This is a genomic window from Klebsiella sp. CN_Kp113 (assembly GCF_040064585.1).
GTDB lineage: Bacteria > Pseudomonadota > Gammaproteobacteria > Enterobacterales > Enterobacteriaceae > Klebsiella > Klebsiella michiganensis.
In genome coordinates, this window is the sequence record NZ_JBEAID010000069.1 from 1 (window position 1) to 18,936 (window position 18,936).

Annotated in this window: 15 protein-coding genes and 1 tRNA gene; 5 read left to right on the forward strand and 11 right to left on the reverse strand. The window is 57.2% G+C overall.

The window, feature by feature from the left end; translation table 11 throughout:
- Window positions 1-133: 133 nt before the first annotated feature.
- From ABLV30_RS27005 to dhaK, 4 genes are all read right to left on the reverse strand, one after another.
- The gene (locus ABLV30_RS27005) at window positions 134-1,783 is read right to left on the reverse strand and encodes a glycerone kinase (RefSeq protein ID WP_348865700.1); all 1,650 of its coding nucleotides are present in this window, start codon (window positions 1,781-1,783) and stop codon (window positions 134-136) included.
- A gap of 67 nt (window positions 1,784-1,850) precedes the next feature.
- Complete coding sequence (gene dhaM, locus ABLV30_RS27010) at window positions 1,851-3,269, reverse strand: dihydroxyacetone kinase phosphoryl donor subunit DhaM (RefSeq protein ID WP_134897546.1); 1,419 nt, start codon at window positions 3,267-3,269, stop codon at window positions 1,851-1,853.
- A gap of 10 nt (window positions 3,270-3,279) precedes the next feature.
- On the reverse strand, window positions 3,280-3,912 hold the full coding sequence (dhaL, locus tag ABLV30_RS27015; protein ID WP_014226902.1) for a dihydroxyacetone kinase subunit DhaL: 633 nt from the start codon (window positions 3,910-3,912) through the stop codon (window positions 3,280-3,282).
- An 11-nt stretch (window positions 3,913-3,923) separates the two neighbouring features.
- Window positions 3,924-4,994, reverse strand: a complete 1,071-nt coding sequence (gene dhaK, locus ABLV30_RS27020) for a dihydroxyacetone kinase subunit DhaK (RefSeq protein ID WP_046876560.1) — start codon at window positions 4,992-4,994, stop codon at window positions 3,924-3,926.
- A 596-nt stretch (window positions 4,995-5,590) separates the two neighbouring features.
- On the opposite strand from dhaK, the gene ABLV30_RS27025 reads away from it, so the two are divergent.
- The 3 genes from ABLV30_RS27025 (at window position 5,591) to ABLV30_RS27035 (ending at window position 9,169) form a co-directional block, all read left to right on the forward strand.
- Window positions 5,591-6,688, forward strand: a complete 1,098-nt coding sequence (locus tag ABLV30_RS27025; RefSeq protein WP_009651847.1) for a glycerol dehydrogenase — start codon at window positions 5,591-5,593, stop codon at window positions 6,686-6,688.
- A gap of 104 nt (window positions 6,689-6,792) precedes the next feature.
- Complete coding sequence (dhaR, locus tag ABLV30_RS27030; protein WP_219539031.1) at window positions 6,793-8,706, forward strand: dihydroxyacetone kinase operon transcriptional regulator DhaR; 1,914 nt, start codon at window positions 6,793-6,795, stop codon at window positions 8,704-8,706.
- A 139-nt stretch (window positions 8,707-8,845) separates the two neighbouring features.
- Window positions 8,846-9,169: a DUF1889 family protein gene (locus ABLV30_RS27035; RefSeq protein WP_071532228.1), complete on the forward strand. Its 324-nt coding sequence runs from the start codon at window positions 8,846-8,848 to the stop codon at window positions 9,167-9,169.
- Window positions 9,170-9,264: 95 nt separating this feature from the next.
- Here the strand turns inward: ABLV30_RS27035 and ABLV30_RS27040 are convergent.
- Window positions 9,265-9,340 (reverse strand) — tRNA-Ile (locus ABLV30_RS27040).
- A gap of 124 nt (window positions 9,341-9,464) precedes the next feature.
- On the opposite strand from ABLV30_RS27040, the gene mug reads away from it, so the two are divergent.
- Window positions 9,465-9,971 carry a G/U mismatch-specific DNA glycosylase gene (gene mug / locus ABLV30_RS27045; RefSeq protein WP_009651862.1) on the forward strand — a complete coding sequence of 169 codons (507 nt, stop codon included), beginning with the start codon at window positions 9,465-9,467 and terminating at the stop codon, window positions 9,969-9,971.
- Between the two features lie 69 nt (window positions 9,972-10,040).
- On the opposite strand, the gene ABLV30_RS27050 is transcribed toward mug, so the two are convergent.
- From ABLV30_RS27050 to rpsU, 4 genes are all read right to left on the reverse strand, one after another.
- Window positions 10,041-10,703 carry a TetR/AcrR family transcriptional regulator gene (locus tag ABLV30_RS27050; protein ID WP_064358278.1) on the reverse strand — a complete coding sequence of 221 codons (663 nt, stop codon included), beginning with the start codon at window positions 10,701-10,703 and terminating at the stop codon, window positions 10,041-10,043.
- A 244-nt stretch (window positions 10,704-10,947) separates the two neighbouring features.
- Complete coding sequence (rpoD, locus tag ABLV30_RS27055; RefSeq protein WP_004105908.1) at window positions 10,948-12,792, reverse strand: RNA polymerase sigma factor RpoD; 1,845 nt, start codon at window positions 12,790-12,792, stop codon at window positions 10,948-10,950.
- A 273-nt stretch (window positions 12,793-13,065) separates the two neighbouring features.
- Window positions 13,066-14,811 carry a DNA primase gene (gene dnaG, locus ABLV30_RS27060; RefSeq protein ID WP_014226898.1) on the reverse strand — a complete coding sequence of 582 codons (1,746 nt, stop codon included), beginning with the start codon at window positions 14,809-14,811 and terminating at the stop codon, window positions 13,066-13,068.
- 233 nt (window positions 14,812-15,044) lie between these two features.
- Window positions 15,045-15,260: a 30S ribosomal protein S21 gene (gene rpsU, locus ABLV30_RS27065; protein WP_001144069.1), complete on the reverse strand. Its 216-nt coding sequence runs from the start codon at window positions 15,258-15,260 to the stop codon at window positions 15,045-15,047.
- Between the two features lie 237 nt (window positions 15,261-15,497).
- On the opposite strand from rpsU, the gene tsaD reads away from it, so the two are divergent.
- Window positions 15,498-16,511 carry a tRNA (adenosine(37)-N6)-threonylcarbamoyltransferase complex transferase subunit TsaD gene (tsaD, locus tag ABLV30_RS27070; RefSeq protein WP_025105907.1) on the forward strand — a complete coding sequence of 338 codons (1,014 nt, stop codon included), beginning with the start codon at window positions 15,498-15,500 and terminating at the stop codon, window positions 16,509-16,511.
- Between the two features lie 47 nt (window positions 16,512-16,558).
- On the opposite strand, the gene ABLV30_RS27075 is transcribed toward tsaD, so the two are convergent.
- Together ABLV30_RS27075 and ureG are read right to left on the reverse strand one after the other, a co-directional pair.
- Window positions 16,559-18,166 carry a cytosine permease gene (locus ABLV30_RS27075; protein WP_025105908.1) on the reverse strand — a complete coding sequence of 536 codons (1,608 nt, stop codon included), beginning with the start codon at window positions 18,164-18,166 and terminating at the stop codon, window positions 16,559-16,561.
- 151 nt (window positions 18,167-18,317) lie between these two features.
- Complete coding sequence (ureG, locus tag ABLV30_RS27080; protein WP_004105899.1) at window positions 18,318-18,935, reverse strand: urease accessory protein UreG; 618 nt, start codon at window positions 18,933-18,935, stop codon at window positions 18,318-18,320.
- Window position 18,936: the final 1 nt, after the last annotated feature.

Consider the following 18,936-nt stretch of genomic DNA (forward strand, 5'->3'; position numbering starts at 1 on the left):
AGCGCCGCCCCCGGGAGCAGAGCGCAGAGTGGCAGAATTTCCCGGAGGCGATGCTTACGCATCTGTCCGGGCTACCGGCCCGCAGACGGCTGCGAACCCGTAGCCCTGCTAAGCGCAGCGCGAGCAGGGGAGACTATTTCTGCGCCAGCGCTTTAAATACCATGGCCACCGCGTGGGCGCCGGGGTCCATATTGCCGCGCAGGCTATCGCTGTTCAGGTACGATGCGCGCCCGGCGCCCGCTTTGCTGGCGTGAAGCGTACGATCCGCGCCCGCCTGCGCCGCGGCGAAAGCCGCCTGCAGGTTATCCGGTTCGGCCAGCAGCGCCGTTAGCGCCGGCTGCAGGGCGTCAATCATGGTCCGGTCGCCTTCATCCGCACCGCCGTAAAACTTCATCTGCGCCAGACCGGCGTTTAATGCTTCGGCGACGCTTGCCCCCTGTTCCAGCTTCTGCCCGGCGGCGGTAAAGAAAATCGACATCAGCACGCCGCTGGAGCCGCCCATCACAACCGTCAGACGCTCGCCAATCAGGGCAAACAGCGTGGCGAGGTTAGCCAGCGGCAGCTGACGACGCTGAAGTAAGTCGGCGATGTCGCGCGCGCCGGCGGCGAAGGTGGAGCCGGTATCGCCGTCGCCGACTTTCGCATCCAGCGCGTTAAGGTCTGCTTCCAGCCCGGACAGCGTGCCGGTCACACGTTCCACGTAGCCCGCAACTTCGCCGTTCTCCGAGGGCGCAAACTCCACCCGCGTACTGCGCAGCGATGATGGCATCACGCTGACCGCGCGCGGCTGTACCGGCGTCTGCCAGCCGGCGGTTTCTACCGCGGAAAGCAGCGCCTTCTCAATGCTCTCTTCCAGCACGATGGCAGTGAGGGAGAAGCCTTTCATATCCAGCGCGGTGACCAGCGACGCCGGGCCTATCAGCCAGTCGATACGCTGATGCAGCGGAGTATTGGCCAGCTCGCGGGTCAAAATCGCCATTTCGGCAATCGACACGCCGCCGAGATTATTGATCATCACCGCCAGGCGGCCGGTTTCCGGCAGGGCGGCGCTGAGCTTCTCTACCATCAGCGTAACGATTTCCGCGCTGTTCTGCGTGGCGATAACCGAAGCGCCCGGTTCGCCGTGGATCCCCATCCCCAGCTCGGCCTGATCCGGATGATGGCGCGGAGTCGTTTCCGCATCCTGCGGCAGATGACAGCTGGAAAGGGCCAGGCCAAGGCTGAAGGTGTGTCTGGCGGCATACTGCGCCTCGCGCAGCACGGTTGCCAGATTGTGGCCGCGTTCGGCGAAGTAGCCGGCCACTTTATGCACCAGAATCGTCCCGGCAATGCCGCGCGGGTGTTTGTTATCCGGCAGCGAAATATCATCGCCGACGATCAGCATTTCGACGTTATAGCCCATACGGCGCGCTTTCTCCGCGGCGAGGCCGAAGTTCAGACGATCGCCGGTGTAGTTCTTGACGATCAGCAGGCATCCGGCATCGCCGGTCACGGCCTGGATGGCGGTCAGCACCGCATCGACGCTTGGCGAGGCAAACAGATCGCCGCAGACGGCGGCGGTCAGCATGCCTTTACCGACAAAGCCCGCGTGGGCCGGTTCGTGACCGGAACCGCCGCCGGAGATTACCGCCACGTTGTTTTTGTCGAGATCGCGACGCACCACCATGCGAATGGCGGGATCGCTCTCCAGCCGCGCCAGGTTATTCCACGGGCTGGCGATAATGGTCCCTTCAATCACTTCGTTGACGAGGTTGGCGCGCTGATTAAAAAAGAATTGAGACATAACGGATCCTGAAAGTTAAGCGAGTTCCCGGAGGGGACAGCCTCCGGGGCGGAAAGGTTAGGGCAGGTTAGCCGCGAATCACGCGTTTGCCGGGAATATCAAGGATGACGTTCTCGCCATCTTGCAGCGTCAGGGCACCGCTCTGCTGGCACAGCATCGCGATACCCGCCTGGCGGGCGATAATGGCGCCGTGAGAGAGCTCGCTGCCGGCCTGCAGGCAGATCCCCTTCACCTGCTCTGCGTTAAGCTGCAGGACGGTTGAAGGGAAGATATCGTCGGCAACGAGGATCGAAGGCGCGCTAAACTGCGGCAGCGCTTCATCGCGCTCGTTAAGGTGACGCAGCGTGCGGTGCAAAATATCTTCAATATCAATATAGCGCGCCTGCAGGTAAGCATCGTCGAGATGGCGATATTGTTGGCTTAAATCGCTCAGCACCTGTTGCCAGGCCCACGCCGCGCTGCACTGCTCGTCGCGTATGATGTCGCACGCCGCTGCGTATAAATCAGGGTCATCGAGCAGGGTATGATGCCCGGAGAAGATCGCCGCGATGTCGGCGGAAAACGTCGCCTCTGCCAGAGTCGTCAGCGCGCTAAGGTCTTCCAGCGTCCGGTCGATGGCCCGTTTCAGCCGCAGCTGCTGCTGGCCGATGGCGGCGCTCGTTTCCCGCGAGATCCTGTCCTGCGGCTGGGGATAAAGCACGACCTTACCCTCAACGCGGTCGGCGCTGGCGGGCCGACGCGCGGGCGCCGCCTCGGTTGGCTCGCCGAAGTTCTCCGCCGCCAGCGCCTGGAACGCCGCCAGCGCGGCGTCGGCGTCCGGGCCGCGGGCAAGCAGCCTTAAGGTATCGTTCCGGCGCACCTGAAGCAGGGCGATTTGGTTGAGGCTGTCCGGCGTGACGCATTTACCCCCTTTCTCCAGCACCAGGTCGGCATTGAATCCCGCCAGCGCGGCGACCAGCTTTGACGCCGGACGAACGTGCAGGCCGTTGTGGTTTTGAATCACCACGGAAACCGAGCGCGCGTCGCGGTCGTCGACCGGCGCGGCGGTCAGCGAAGCGTGTTGCGGTTGCGATGGTAACCCCAGCTGTACGCGTTTTGCCTCCAGCGCGTTCATGGCGTCTTCGATCACCTTGTCGATGCCGGCTCCGGCGGCGGCGCTCACCGTCGCCGCCAGAGTCCCTTCCACCAGCGGCGCCGCGCACAGGCGAACCTTCGCCGCAATGGCCGGATCGAGGAGATCCAGCGCGGTTTCGGCGCTCAGCAGGGCGCTGCCGATATCCATCATCACCAGGATATGATCGGCGTCGGCGACGGACTCGATGGCTTCCATTACCTTAATGGGATCGGTGCCGATCGGACTGGCGGGATCGTCAATTCCGGCGGCGATCGCCAGCTTACAGCCATCGTTCATTAACATCTGCCGGGCCAGTTCTCCGACACCTTCGCCCAGACGGGCGCTATGAGAAACAATAACCAGGTTTACCATCGCGTTTTCCTTACTCTTTGGCCGCTGCGGCCAGCATCTGAACCATCAACATCACCGAGGTCGCGCCCGGATCCTGGTGCCCGATGCTGCGTTCGCCCAGGTAGCTGGCCCGCCCTTTGCGAGCCTGCATGGCGATCGTGGCGTGGACGGCGGCTTGCGCCTGTTCGCAGGCAGCATCAAGGGCGCCTGGTATCGACAGGTGCTGTTCGCTGGACTGGCGCAACGATTCCACCACCGGCAGCCAGACGTCGCACATGGTTTTATCGCCCGGCTCTGCTTTGCCGCGATTCACCACCCCTTCCGCGCCTTCGCGAAAGGTCTGATAGAGCTCCTCCAGGGTCAGGCTCTGGTGGGCCTGGGTCACCTGAGCGGCGCGAATAAAGAAGGTGCCGAACAGCGGGCCGCTGGCCCCGCCGACGTTGGAGAGCAGCGTCATACCGGTATTTTTAAGAATAAAACCAATGTCTTTATCGGCAATCGACGGCAGCTTTTCCACCACCTTGCTAAAACCGCGATGCATATTCAGTCCGTGGTCGGCATCGCCGATTTCCCGGTCCAGACCGGTCAAAAAATCGCTCTCTTTGGTGAAGATATCGCCGCAGCGATAGAGCCAGTCTACGATTTGCGTTCTGCTTAATGACATGTCGTTGCTCCTTATTTGCCCCAGTTCAGCGCCGGGGTGTGGACCGGGGCGTCCCATAATGCCAGCGTCTCTTCATCGGCCTTTAGCAGGGTGATGGAAAAGCCCACCATATCCAGAGAGGTACAGTAGCTGCCGATAAGGTTGCGCGCGATAACGATACCGGCCTCCTCGCAGCGCTGCGTCAGACGGTTATAGACGCCGTAGAGTTCGGACAGCGGCGTGGCGCCGAGGTTGTTGACCAGCGCGATAACCCGATCGCCTTTTTGCAGCGCCTGCTTGGTCTGCGTGACCTCCTGCCACGCGCCTTTCACGTTGTCCCAGTGGCGCAGCGTGCGGCTATAGGCGCCGTTTTCCAGCAGGGTATCGAACATTTCGTCAACGGTGCGATCGAGAGAGGTGAAGCGGCGGCGGTCGATGCCCGGTTCGCCGTGAATGCCGACGCCGAACTCCATCTCATCGTCCTGCAGTTCGAATGAGGGTTGCCCGGCGGCCGGAACGGTGCAGGCGCCGAGCGCGATGCCGATAGAGTGGCCGAGGTTGTTGAGCTTGCGCCCCAGTTTGGCGCAGGCTTCCAGCGAGTCGCCGCGTTCGGCGGCCGCGCCCACCAGTTTTTCAATCAGCACGGTATTCGCCACGCCGCGCCGCCCGGCGGTATAGAGGCTGTCTTTCACCGCCACGTCGTCATCGACTACCACGGTGGTAACCTTGACGCCGCTTTCGTGCAGCAGCTCGGTGGCGGTTTCGAAGTTAAGAATATCGCCGGTGTAGTTTTTGATAATCAGCAGCACGCCTTCGCCGCCGTCGATGGTCATGGCGCACTCAAACATTTTATCCGGCGTCGGGGAGGTGAAAATTTCTCCCGGGCAGGCCCCGGAAAGCATGCCCTGGCCAATATAGCCGCAGTGCATCGGCTCGTGGCCGCTGCCGCCGCCGGAGAGCAGCGCCACTTTCCCGGCCACCGGCGCATCGGCGCGGGTGACGTAGACCGGATCCTGGTGCAGCGTCAGTTCAGGGTGGGCTTTTGCAAGGCCAGCCAGTTGTTCACTCAGGACATCTTCGACACGGTTAATCAGTTTTTTCATTGTTTATGCTCCGTCGGAGTTTCGATGCGGCCTCTCTGCTGACGGAGGCGATCATCGTGTAGGGGTACCGCCTGACGATATGCGATATCGGGCGATGTATTGATTCTGGCTGAGTTGGCGGGAAAAAAAATCGCCATAAAATGAGTTTCATTACGAAACGTAATTATTAATTGTTGTTCCTTAATGAAACATTTTTGCGCAAGGAAAGGGAAAAATGCGAAGTAAGGCGCCTCTTTCACCTCGCTTCATCAGCGTGGAAAGCCCGCTCAGAGAAATAATTTTGCCCCTTCTTGCCGCCCGTGGTGGTGAAAAACGTCGACGATCGTCCGGCTGGTGACCTTCTTTTGCGCCAAAGGGGCGGATCGAGATCGCAATCCCATCGTTTCACATGAATTCATGTTTCAATATGAAACAATATAATTTATGTCCTGTTTCATATCGGGACAAAAAGGGGAAAGATTTTTTTGCCCGCGGCTCGCCCTACAGTGATGGCATCGCTCAGGTAGCGCTTTCGTCCCCGCCTTTGATGTAAGGCCGGACGGAGAAACACCGGGGCTCATCATGTCAAAACATGCACTTATTTGAGGGTGAACGGAATGCTAAAAGTTATTCAATCTCCAGCCAAATATCTCCAGGGACCAGATGCATCCACGCTGTTTGGGCAATACGCCAAAAACCTGGCGGACAGCTTTTTCGTGATTGCCGATGACTTCGTGATGAAGCTGGCGGGAGAGAAAGTGCTGGAAGGTTTGCACAGCCACAACATCAGCTGCCATGCGGAGCGCTTCAACGGCGAATGCAGCCACGTTGAGATCAATCGCCTGATCGCCATTCTGAAACAGCACGGCTGCCGCGGCGTGGTGGGCATCGGCGGCGGCAAGACGCTCGATACGGCGAAAGCCATTGGCTACTACCAGAAGCTACCGGTGGTGGTGATCCCGACGATCGCCTCCACCGATGCGCCAACCAGCGCGCTGTCGGTTATCTACACCGAAGCCGGCGAGTTTGAAGAGTATCTGATCTACCCGAAAAATCCGGACATGGTGGTGATGGATACGGCGATTATCGCTAAAGCGCCGGTGCGCCTGCTGGTGGCCGGGATGGGGGATGCGCTTTCAACCTGGTTTGAAGCCAGGGCCTGCTATGACGCCAGAGCCACCAGCATGGCGGGCGGTCAGTCGACGGCAGCGGCGCTGAGCCTGGCGCGCCTGTGCTATGATACGCTGCTGGCGGAAGGCGAAAAAGCCCGCCTCGCCGCCCAGGCCGGCGTGGTGACCGATGCGCTGGAACGCATCGTTGAAGCGAATACCTACCTCAGCGGTATCGGCTTTGAAAGTAGCGGTCTGGCCGCCGCGCACGCCATTCACAACGGTTTCACCATCCTCGAAGAGTGCCACCATCTGTACCATGGCGAGAAAGTGGCGTTTGGTACCCTGGCGCAGCTGGTGCTGCAAAATAGCCCGATGGAAGAGATCGAAACGGTGCTGAACTTCTGCCATACCGTCGGGCTGCCGGTTACGCTGGCGCAAATGGGCGTTAAAGAGGGCATCGATGAGAAAATTCAGGCAGTCGCCAAAGCGACCTGCGCGGAAGGTGAAACCATTCATAACATGCCGTTCCCGGTCAGCGCGCAGAGCGTGCATGCGGCGATTCTGACCGCCGACCTGCTCGGACAGCAGTGGCTGGCGCGCTAATTTAGCGTCGACCTGCCCCGTCTCATTTAAGCGATGAGACGTTTTCTCCCCCTCTGGCGGTAGCCGCCGGAGGGGTTGTCGTTTATGAAACAGCGGATAGGGATATGACTGTGCAGACTCAGAGCTTTCCTTTGGTGATAACCCAGTCGTGGCATCGCTGCAGCAAGTTTATGCAGCGGGAAACCTGGCAGACGCCGCATCAGGCGCAGGGGCTGACGTTTGAATCGATTTGCCGGCGCAAGACCGCGCTGTTGACGATTGGTCAGGCGGCGCTGGAGGATGCCTGGGAGTTTATGGATAACCGCCCCTGCGCGCTGTTCATCCTCGATGAGTCCGCCTGTATTCTTAGCCGCTGCGGCGATCCGCAGACCCTCGACCAGCTGGCGGCGCTGGGATTTCGTGACGGCAGCTACTGCGCGGAAAGCATTATCGGCAGCTGCGCGCTTTCGCTGGCCTCCATGCTCGGGCAGCCGGTCAAAACGACGGGCGAGGAGCATTTTAAACATGCGCTGCACGGATGGTCGTTTAGCTCCACGCCGGTGTTTGATAACCACGGGCGTCTGTTCGGTTCCATTTCCCTGTGCTGCCTGACGGAAGAACAGGCTTCGTCTGACCTCTCCCTGACCCTGGCTATCGCCCGGGAAGTCGGCAACTCGCTGCTCACTGATAGCCTGCTGGCCGAGTCGAATCGCCATCTTAACCAGATGTACGGTCTGCTGGAGAGTATGGATGACGGGGTGATGGCGTGGAACGAGCAGGGGATTTTGCAGTTTCTTAACGTGCAGGCCGCGACGCTGCTTCATCTTGATGTCCAGGCCAGCCAGGGGAAAAATATTAATGAGCTGGTGACGCTGCCGGCCCTGCTGCGTCGGGCCATTAAGCACGCGCGCGGGCTGAACCATGTGGAGGTCACCTTCGAAAGCCAGCATCAGTTTGTCGACGCCGTGATTACGCTCAAGCCAATCGTTGAAGAGCAGGGCAACAGTTTCATTCTGCTGCTGCATCCGGTCGAGCAGATGCGCCAGCTGATGACCAGCCAGCTTGGCAAAGTGAGCCATACCTTTGAACAGATGTCGGCGGACGACCCGGAAACCCGGCGGCTGATTCACTTTGGCCGCCAGGCGGCGCGCGGCGCTTTCCCGGTGCTGCTGTGTGGTGAAGAGGGGGTGGGTAAGGAGCTGCTCAGCCAGGCGATTCACAATGAGAGCGAGCGGGGCGGCGGGCCGTATATCGCGGTCAACTGTCAGCTGTATGCCGACAGCGTCCTGGGCCAGGATTTTATGGGCAGCGCGCCGACGGACGATGAAAACGGCCGCCTTAGCCGTCTTGAGCTGGCCAACGGCGGGACGCTGTTTCTGGAAAAAATCGAATACCTGGCGCCGGAGCTGCAGTCCGCGCTGCTGCAGGTGATCAAGCAGGGGGTTTTAACCCGTCTGGATGCCCGCCGCTTGATTCCGGTAGACGTTAAAGTGATCGCCACCACCACCGTCGATCTGGCCAATCTGGTGGAGCAAAACCGCTTTAGCCGCCAGCTTTACTACGCGCTGCACTCCTTTGAAATCGTTATCCCACCGCTGCGCGCGCGGCGTAACAGTATTCCTTCGCTGGTGCACAATCGCCTTAAGAGCCTGGAAAAGCGCTTTTCCTCGCGACTGAAAATGGATGAAGATGCGCTGGCGCAGCTGGTGGCCTACTCCTGGCCGGGCAACGATTTTGAGCTGAACAGCGTGATTGAAAATATCGCCATTAGCAGCGATAACGGCCATATCCGGCTGAGTAATTTGCCGGAATATCTGTTTGCCGAGCGGCCCGGCGCCGACGCGGGCTCCTCGCTGCTGCCCGCCAGCCTGACCTTTAGCGCCATTGAGAAAGAAGCGATTATCCATGCCGCCCGCGTGACCAGCGGGCGTGTGCAGGAGATGGCGCAGCTGCTGAATATTGGCCGCACCACGCTGTGGCGAAAAATGAAACAGTACGATATCGATGCCGGCCAGTTTAAGCGCGGACGTATGGAGTAGTTTCCTGTGGGGAGTAGTACGGAATAGTCGAGCAGAAAAGCACCACGCAAGCGTTTAGCTGCGGTCTGAATCAAAGAAAGGCAACGATCTCTTTGATATCCCGGCGAAGATGGGTCCATAGTGTCATCATGTTCATTACGTGGTTAATTTTAAGGATAAGAGTATGCCAACAGCAATCGATAAAGCCCTGGATTTTATTGGTGGTATGAACACATCGTTGTCGGTGCCGAATACTATGGATGAAAGTACCGCTAAGGGAATTTTGAAGTATTTGCATGAACTAGGCGTACCGGCAAATCCTGCCGACGTCATGGCCCGGGGGGAAAAGGAGGGATGGGATGCCGGGTTCACGGAAAAAGTGGCCGGCTGGGCGGAAAAAATTGCCTCCGGTAACCGGATCGTCATTAAAAACCCGGAATTCTTCACCGTCTATATGCGCGAACAGCTGCAGGCGCTGGTGTAAGCCGCCTGTCGCGAACCTCACGTTAAGCTGCGGCGCCCCGAGGGGGCCGCACAATGCAAAAGGGCCGGAGATTTCTCTCCGGCCCTTGCTGTATCTGGTGGCCCCTGCTGGACTTGAACCAGCGACCAAGCGATTATGAGTCGCCTGCTCTAACCACTGAGCTAAGGGGCCGTGGCGAGGGATTATAAAGTAACTGTTCCCCGCAATCCAGCCTAAAAATCACGCCTGCTGTTTTTATAAACAACGCATTTTCAATCCTTTATAATTACCTTTTAGGCATTGAGCTGGGGAAAACATGATTAACGATATTCTGGCGCCGGACCTGCGGGTGGTCTTTTGCGGTATCAATCCGGGGAAGTCTTCCGCCCATACCGGTTTTCATTTCGCCCATCCGGGCAATCGCTTCTGGAAAGTGATTCACCAGGCCGGCTTTACCGACCGTCTTCTGAAACCCGAGGAGGAACTCCAGCTGCTGGATACCCGCTGCGGGATCACGATGCTAGTCGAACGCCCGACGGTGCAGGCCAGCGAGGTTGAGCTGCTGGAGCTCCGCGACGGTGGTCGTGAACTGGTCAGAAAAATGGAAGAGTATCAGCCGCGCGCGCTGGCGATCCTGGGTAAACAGGCCTTCGAGAAAGCGTTTCAGGTGCGCGGCGTAAAATGGGGCAAGCAGCAGGTGACCATTGGGGCGACGGAAGTTTGGGTGCTGCCGAATCCCAGCGGCCTCAACCGGGCGACGCTGGATAAACTGGTGGAGGCCTACCGGGAGCTTGACGAGGCGCTGGCCACGCGAGGGCTTTAATGCATTTCCGACGACAAAAGGGTTACGGCTTTCACCCCGGTCGCCGGCGGCTGGCTTAAGCCTGAGGCTTTAGTCAGCTTTTTCGCAATCGCTAATATTCCCTTTTTCTATCATGAATAAGAGGGCGTCAAAAGCGAAGTCGAGAAAGGCTTTACGGTCTTTCTCAAGGTGACGTAAAAGACATTCTTCTCTGTACGAGGACTTTTCCACTAGCCCGGTCAGGCAGAGCCAGAACAGCATCATGACGTCCGCGACGGGAGCATTTAATCCAATCTCTTTTTTTTCGGCGGCGTCTGTGATTCGCTTTGCGATAATCTGGTGGATCTGTTCTCCAGTCATAGCGATATTTTTCAACGCCTTATTGTTTTTAGTGATTTTTTCAGAACAGGCGATCTTCCCGGCTATCGCGGAAAAGTAGGCAAGGCTTGTTTCGTGGAGAGCCATCAGCGCATGGCACAGCTCGCGATAAAATTCGCGAAATGAATTTTGCCGATTAGCGATTGGTATGAGCTCCTGATAGAAACGCGCCATTACCTCCAGGATAAGATGATCCAGAATATCCTTTTTATTGTCGAAATAGGTATAAAGCGTGGTTTTACTAAAACCGGCTTCATGTGCGATCTCATCCATGGTGGTACTTTCTATTCCACGGCTTAGAAATAATGTATTAGCGGTGGTTAAAATAACCGTTCTATTAAAATCAGCTAGCTGAATTTTACGCTTGCTATTCATTTCATTTCCCTATGATTTGCCTGCAGTTTTAGGCGTAAATACGCCCCATCAACCAACCAATAGTACAATCGTAAAACTATGAGTCCAGCGGTTTAATGGTACATAAATAAATAATAAGAATAAGACCTGGATATATATTGATGGATTTTATATTGGGGTTTTAATATTTATTAAATAAATGGTTTCTGCTTAGACATAAAAAAAGCCAGTCATGTGACTGGCTTTTCAGGGGACGCGGCGATAATTAATCGTCGAGGAAGCTACGCAGCACTTCAGAACGGCTCGGATGGCGCAGTTTACGCAGCGCCTTCGCTTCGATCTGACGAATACGTTCGCGGGTTACGTCAAACTGTTTACCCACTTCTTCCAGCGTGTGATCGGTATTCATGTCGATACCAAAGCGCATACGCAGGACTTTCGCTTCACGGGCGGTCAGGCCAGCCAGAACGTCGTGGGTGGCGGCGCGCAGGCTCTCGGTGGTGGCAGAGTCCAGCGGCAGCTCGAGGGTGTTATCCTCGATAAAATCTCCCAGATGCGAATCTTCATCGTCGCCAATCGGCGTTTCCATGGAGATAGGCTCTTTGGCGATTTTCAGCACCTTACGAATTTTGTCTTCCGGCATCAGCATGCGTTCTGCCAGTTCTTCCGGCGTCGGCTCGCGGCCCATCTCCTGCAGCATCTGGCGGGAAATACGGTTGAGCTTGTTGATAGTCTCAATCATATGCACCGGAATACGGATGGTGCGCGCCTGGTCTGCGATAGAGCGGGTGATCGCCTGACGGATCCACCAGGTTGCGTAGGTGGAGAACTTGTAGCCGCGGCGGTATTCAAACTTATCAACCGCCTTCATCAGACCGATGTTGCCTTCCTGGATCAGATCGAGGAACTGCAGACCGCGGTTGGTGTATTTCTTGGCGATCGAGATAACCAGACGCAGGTTCGCTTCAACCATCTCTTTCTTCGCACGGCGCGCTTTCGCTTCACCGATGGACATACGACGGTTGATATCTTTTACCTGCTCGATGGTCAGGCCGGTCTCTTGTTCAATCTGCTGCAGTTTCATCAGGCCGCGCTGAACGTCTTCTTTCACGTCAAGCAGCTTCTCTGACCACGGCTTGTTCATGGCGATGGCCGCATTGAACCAGGTTTCGCTGGTTTCGTTGCCGGTGAACAGAGTGATGAAGTTTTTCTTCGGCATTTTGCACTGCTCAACGCACAGCTTCATGATGATACGTTCTTGAGTACGAACGCGATCCATCATGATACGCATGCTGTTAACCAGGTAATCGAACTGCTTCGGTACCAGACGGAACTGTTTGAACACTTCGGACAGCTTGAGGATCTCTTCCTGCGCTGCGGCGTGGCTACGACCTTTCGCTTTGATGGTGTCGCGGGTCAGTTCGTACTGCGTACGCAGCTCGGCGAATTTCTCGCGCGCCAGCTCGGGGTCGATGCTGTTGTCGTCATCGCTGCTGTCGTCGTCTTCTTCTTCATCTTCGTCTTCGTCGTCATCCATCTCTTCCTGAGAGAGTTCAGAACCGACGTGCGTCGCCGTTGGCGCCATATCTTCTTCGGCGTTCGGGTCGACAAAACCGGTGATCAGATCGGACAGACGCGCTTCTTCCGCTTCAACGCGATCGTACTGCTCCAGCAGATAGGTGATCGCTTCAGGGTATTCAGCCACCGAGCACTGAACCTGGTTAATGCCGTCTTCGATACGTTTAGCGATGTCGATTTCGCCTTCGCGCGTCAGCAGTTCGACGGTACCCATTTCACGCATGTACATGCGCACCGGGTCGGTTGTGCGTCCGATTTCAGACTCAACGCTGGAGAGAACCTGCGCCGCAGCTTCTTCCGCATCTTCGTCAGTATTGTTGTTCGTTTCAGCAAGCAAAAGATCATCGGCATCCGGTGCTTCTTCCATCACCTGAATACCCATGTCGTTGATCATTTGGATGATGTCTTCGATCTGGTCGGAGTCGACGATATCTTCCGGCAGATGGTCATTGACCTCGGCATAGGTCAGATAGCCTTGCTCCTTACCACGTTGGACAAGAAGCTTCAGCTGTGACTGCGGGTTTTGCTCCATAAGACGGTATCCACACTTAATTCGTTTGATTGGTGTAAGCAGGCGAACTGCCAACATTTAAAGCGAGGGCGTACTTATATTATTGCCGCTGCGCCTCGAGCGGCTGTCGGGGTCTTCCCGAACGATATTCGGCACTTAAGCCGTTCAATGCGTTATCTTTCAAGTTGTCTCTGCGTTAGCTACGTTCTCTCATCCTGGTCATGTGCTTGTGCGCACTCCCGGGGATTCGTTCTCTTGCTGCCTTGATACAACTTGAATGAGTTTGTCTTTCGTTTATTTTTTGGCCAGTTCCTGGCTGATGGTCCAGAGTTCCCGGCGCTCTTCACTGCTTAAGCCGTGCGTGCGGTCGCGAGCTATCAACTCTTCTTGCCGCAGCTCCAGCAGTGAATCAAACATATGGTTGAGCGAGTCGGTGAAGGTTTTTTCAGCAATATCCTTATCTGCTATATCGTCCCACATCGACAGTTTTTCAAGGGTTGCGGCCTCATTTGTGCCGCGATACTGCTCTAACAGCAGCCCGGTGGTCAGGCCCGGCTGTGCCAAACAGGTTTTAACCAGTTCGTTGAACAACCCAAGCCCCGGCATTTTACGCGGGTCCAGCCCTTCCAGGGGCGGTACCAGCGGCGCCAGATCCGGGTTTTGTACCAGTAACCCTATCAGTATACGCATGGTCGTGCGTTTTAGCTGCGGAGCAGGGCGCTGGATGCCATTTTCAGACTGTTTTGGCATTAAACGTTCAAGCTGCGCATCATCTAAAATCCCCAGCTTATTGCCTAACTCCTGGCGCAGGTAAATGCGCAGCGTTTCACCCGGCACCTGCGTTATCAGCGGCAGCGCTAAGGTACTCAGCTGCGCGCGTCCGTCCGGGGTGCTCAAATCCACCTGCGGTAGCAGGCTGTTGAACAAAAACGTGGAGAGCGGCTGAGCCTGCTCCATCCGCGCTTCAAATGCGGCTTTCCCTTCTTTGCGCACCAGCGTATCCGGGTCTTCGCCATCCGGCAGAAACATAAAGCGCAGCTGGCGCCCGTCGGTCATATACGGCAGCGCCGTTTCCAGCGCGCGCCAGGCGGCATCGCGGCCGGCCCGGTCGCCGTCGTAGCAGCAAACCACCTGATTAGTGACCCGGAACAACAGCTGAATATGGTCAGCGGTCGTCGACGTCCCCAGCGATGCAACGGCATAGTTAATGCCGAACTGCGCCAGAGCCACCACGTCCATATAACCTTCGACCACCAGCAGGCGGGGCGGTTCAGCGTTATCCTGCTGCGCTTCATAAAGACCGTACAGCTGGCGGCCTTTATGGAAAATATCGGTCTCCGGGGAGTTCAGATACTTCGGCATGGCGTCACCCAGCACGCGACCACCAAAACCAATCACCCGGCCTCGCTTATCGCGGATGGGGAACATCACCCGTTCGCGGAAGCGGTCGTAACTGCGTCCCTGATCGTTAGTGACCAGCATGCCCGCATCAATCAGCGACTGGCGGTTTTCTTGATTACCGCCAAAACGTTTTAAAACGTTGTCCCAACCGGGAGGGGCGTAGCCAATCGCGAAGCGCGTAATCACCTCGCTGCTTAAGCCGCGTTTTTCCAGATACTGGCGCGCGGGGCCGGCGGCGGGTTGCATCAGAGACTGTTGATAAAACGTGTTCAGACCATCCATCAGCTGATAGAGATTTTGCCGCTGATGGCGCTCAATCTGGCTGGGTCCGCTACCTGCTTCATACGGCACGTCTAGATTATGCATGGCAGCCAGCTCTTCGACGGTTTCCACGAACTCGAGCTTGTCGTAGTTCATCAGGAAGTCGATAGCGTTGCCGTGCGCACCGCAGCCGAAGCAGTGGTAAAACTGTTTTTCACCGTTGACGGTGAAAGAGGGGGTTTTTTCGTTATGGAACGGACAGCACGCGTGAAAATTTTTGCCCTGCTTTTTCAGCTTTACCCGGGCATCGATCAGATCGACGATATCGGTGCGCGCCAGCAGGTCATTGATAAATACTCGTGGAATTCGTCCAGCCATATGCCCCGTTTTATACACGTTACCCTTCAAGCTGCCTCTGCGTTGGCTTCGCTCGTTCACCCTGTCACTTACTTCGGTAAGCTCCGGGGACTCACTCCCTTGCCGCCTTGATGCATCTTGAATGATTGAGTGTATATGCTAATGCATAAACGAAAATAAGCCGCGCATTCCTTTCGGAAGCACGGCCTTACAACTACAACTCGGTCTGAATTGAGAGCCTGGCTCCCAACAGATTAGTACAGACGAGTGCGGCGTGCGTTTTCGCGAGCCAGTTTCTTCGCGTGACGTTTCACTGCGGAAGCTTTAGCGCGTTTACGTTCGGTAGTCGGTTTTTCATAGAACTCACGACGACGAACTTCCGCCAGAACACCTGCTTTTTCGCATGAACGTTTGAAGCGACGCAGCGCTACGTCGAACGGCTCGTTTTCACGTACTTTAATTACCGGCATGTAACTCTCACCTTTGATAAATTCGGTTTGCCGCTGGCATCAGCGCCAGCTTATTTCAAAATGGTGCGGAATTTTACTGCAATTGCTGCTGCTTTGTAAAGCACCGACGCGATTTTTGAAAGGGACTTTTATAAGGACAGGGAGTATACACGAAGTGAACGCCAGGGGTGAGGAAAGTTTTACATCAACCCGCATTGGTCCTACACTGCGCGGTATTGAAACGAGGTAAAACTAGCCATGCGTGTACTGGGAATTGAAACATCCTGCGATGAAACCGGCATCGCCATTTATGACGACGAAAAAGGTCTGTTAGCCAACCAGCTGTATAGTCAGGTGAAATTGCACGCTGACTACGGCGGCGTGGTGCCCGAACTGGCCTCGCGCGACCACGTACGTAAAACCGTCCCCCTGATTCAGGCGGCGCTCAAGGAAGCCGGGCTGACGGCAAAGGATATCGATGCCGTTGCGTATACGGCGGGCCCCGGCCTGGTGGGCGCGCTGCTGGTCGGCGCAACGGTTGGCCGTTCGCTGGCGTTCGCCTGGAACGTGCCGGCGATCCCGGTACACCATATGGAAGGGCATCTGCTGGCGCCGATGCTGGAAGATAATCCGCCGCAGTATCCTTTTGTCGCCCTGCTGGTTTCCGGCGGCCATACCCAGCTGATCAGCGTCACCGGCATTGGCCAGTATGAACTGCTGGGCGAATCGATTGACGACGCGGCGGGCGAAGCCTTCGATAAGACAGCGAAACTGCTGGGGCTGGATTATCCCGGCGGCCCGATGCTGTCGAAGATGGCCTCCCAGGGCACCGAAGGGCGCTTTGTCTTCCCGCGCCCGATGACCGACCGCCCCGGGCTGGATTTCAGCTTTTCTGGCCTCAAGACCTTTGCCGCGAACACCATTCGCAGCAACGGCGATGACGATCAAACCCGCGCCGATATCGCCCGCGCTTTCGAAGATGCGGTCGTGGATACGCTGATGATTAAGTGCCGCCGCGCGCTGGATCAAACCGGCTTTAAACGGCTGGTGATGGCGGGGGGCGTCAGCGCGAACCGTACGCTGCGCGCAAAGCTGGCGGAAATGATGAAAAAGCGCGGTGGTGAAGTCTTCTACGCTCGTCCTGAATTCTGTACCGATAACGGCGCGATGATTGCCTATGCGGGGATGGTCCGTCTGCGCTCCGGCGCTAAAGCGGAGCTCGGCGTCACCGTTCGTCCGCGCTGGCCGCTGGCCGAGCTTCCGGCGGCATAACGTCTGATATTTCACTGGCCGACGTCCTGTCGGCCTGCCTTCGCGACTTATTCCATACTCTTACACAGCGAGCAAATCGCCCCCTGGTGCTTGTGCGAATGCATCACGTCAGGACGTTCGTACTCTTCCCGGCAGCTCAGGCAGCGGTAAACGGTGATCGACGCGTTACCCTGCGCATCGTAGCGCGGCTCGGCGATACCATCATCGTGCTGTTTAATGTAATAGCGCCCGCGGGTGGCGATCCCCATGACCGGCGTCATCACGAAAGCCACCGCCAGCGCAATCAGCGGCGAGAACGGCGCCAGCGTTTCGCCCAACAGGCCGAAGAAGGCGCTAATCGAAAGTCCTGCCGCGAGGGCAAAAGAGACCACGCCTACCGGGTTGACGTTGTAGATCATCCCGCGGCGATACTCCGGCTGCGCCGGCGCCAGCTTCAGCACCCCTTTGTTGACGGTGATGTCGGTGGCGACCACCACCACCCAGGCGATGGCAAAGTTAGAATAGAAGCCGAGGATCCACGCCAGAGCGCTAAACATGTCGCCTTCCATCAGGGCAAGGGCAATCGTCAGGTTGACGATGACGAAAATAATCCGCCCCGGATAACGTTTGGTGGTGCGCGTCCAGGCGCTGGTCCACGCCAGAGAGCCGGAATAGGCGTTGGTGACGTTAATTTTAATCTGCGAGATAACCACCAGCACCACCGCGAGGGTGAGCGCCAGCCAGCCGGGGACCAGGTTATCGAAGACGCTGACGAACTGTTGCACCGGTTCGGTGTTGTGCACCGCCGGGAAGCGGGTCAGCAGATAGAAGCCGAGGAAAGCGCCGATAATCTGTTTAATCGCGCCTAATACGACCCAGCCCGGGCCGGCGGAGAACACCGCCAGCCACCAGCTTTTGCTGTTTTCCGCGGTCTTCGGCGGCATAAAGCGCAGATAGTCGATCTGCTCGCCAATCTGCATGATCAGCGACAGGCAGACCCCCGCGCCGAGCATAATGGCGGTTAAATCTACCGTTGAGGCGTTGTTTTTACCGGCGAAGTTCATAAAGCCGTCCACCAGATCCGGATCTTTGGCGATAAGCCACGCCACCGGAACCACCATCAGGACCAGCCACAGCGGTGTCGTCCAGACCTGAAGGCGAGTCAGCGCCTTCATGCCGTAGACCACCAGCGGCAAGACCATCAGCGTGGCGATGAGGTAGCCCATCCACAGCGGGATCCCCAGGCCCACCAGCAGCCCCTGCGCCATGATCGAGCCTTCAAGCGCGAAGAAGATAAAGGTAAATCCGGCGAAGATAATGCTGGTGATCACCGAACCAAAGTAGCCGAAACCGGCGCTGCGGGTGATCAGGTCGAGGTCGATGTTATAGCGCGCGGCGGTAATCGCCAGCGGAATACCGGTAAGAAAAATAACCAGTGCCGCCAGCAGGATCGCGTAAATCGCATTGGTGGTGCCCCAGGCCATGCCGATGCTGGCGCCGATAGAAAAGTCAGCCAGATAGGCGATGCCGCCCAATGCGGTCACCGCGACAACCCCCGGTCCCCAGCGGCGAAAGCTCAGCGGAGCATAGCGAAGGGTATAATCTTCCAGCGTTTCTTTGGAGCCGGAGGCACTGGTTTGCGCAGGTAAATCAGTTTTTATATCCAGTGATGACATAGTCATTCCTTAATGGTTAGGCATGACTGGAATTAGCAAACCTTATGCCACATCGCAGGGCAGGCGCTATCAGGGCTTCATGAAGGGGATGGTTAAAGAGAGGGCAGGGTATGCACCATCCCGACACCTCTGCGCCGGGATGGTGCAGGGGTTACTTGCCGAGCATGCCTTTGTCTTCGATAAAGGCGATGATATTTTGCAGGCCGTCGCCGCTTTTCAGGTTGGTGAAGCTCCACGGGCGTTCGCCGCGCATGCGCAGGGTATCGCGCTCCATCACTTCCAGAGACGCGCCCACGTACGGTGCAAGATCGGTTTTGTTGATCACCAGGAAGTCGGATTTGGTGATCCCCGGTCCGCCTTTGCGCGGGATTTTTTCCCCTTCCGCCACGTCGATGACGTAGATGGTGAGATCCGCCAGCTCCGGGCTGAAGGTGGCGCTCAGATTATCGCCGCCGCTTTCTACAAAGATGAGATCGAGATTGCCGAATTTCTCGCTCAGCGCTTCCACCGCGGCAAGGTTCATCGACGCATCTTCCCGAATAGCGGTATGCGGGCAGCCGCCGGTTTCGACGCCGACAATTCGTTCAGGCTCCAGGGCGCCAGCCTCGGTGAGAATGCGCTGATCTTCTTTGGTGTAGATATCGTTGGTCACCACCGCCAGCTGCCAGGTGTCGCGCATGGCTTTGCAGAGGGCTTCCAGAAGCGCGGTTTTTCCGGAGCCGACCGGGCCGCCGACGCCGACGCGCAGCGGTTGCTTAATCATGTTCATA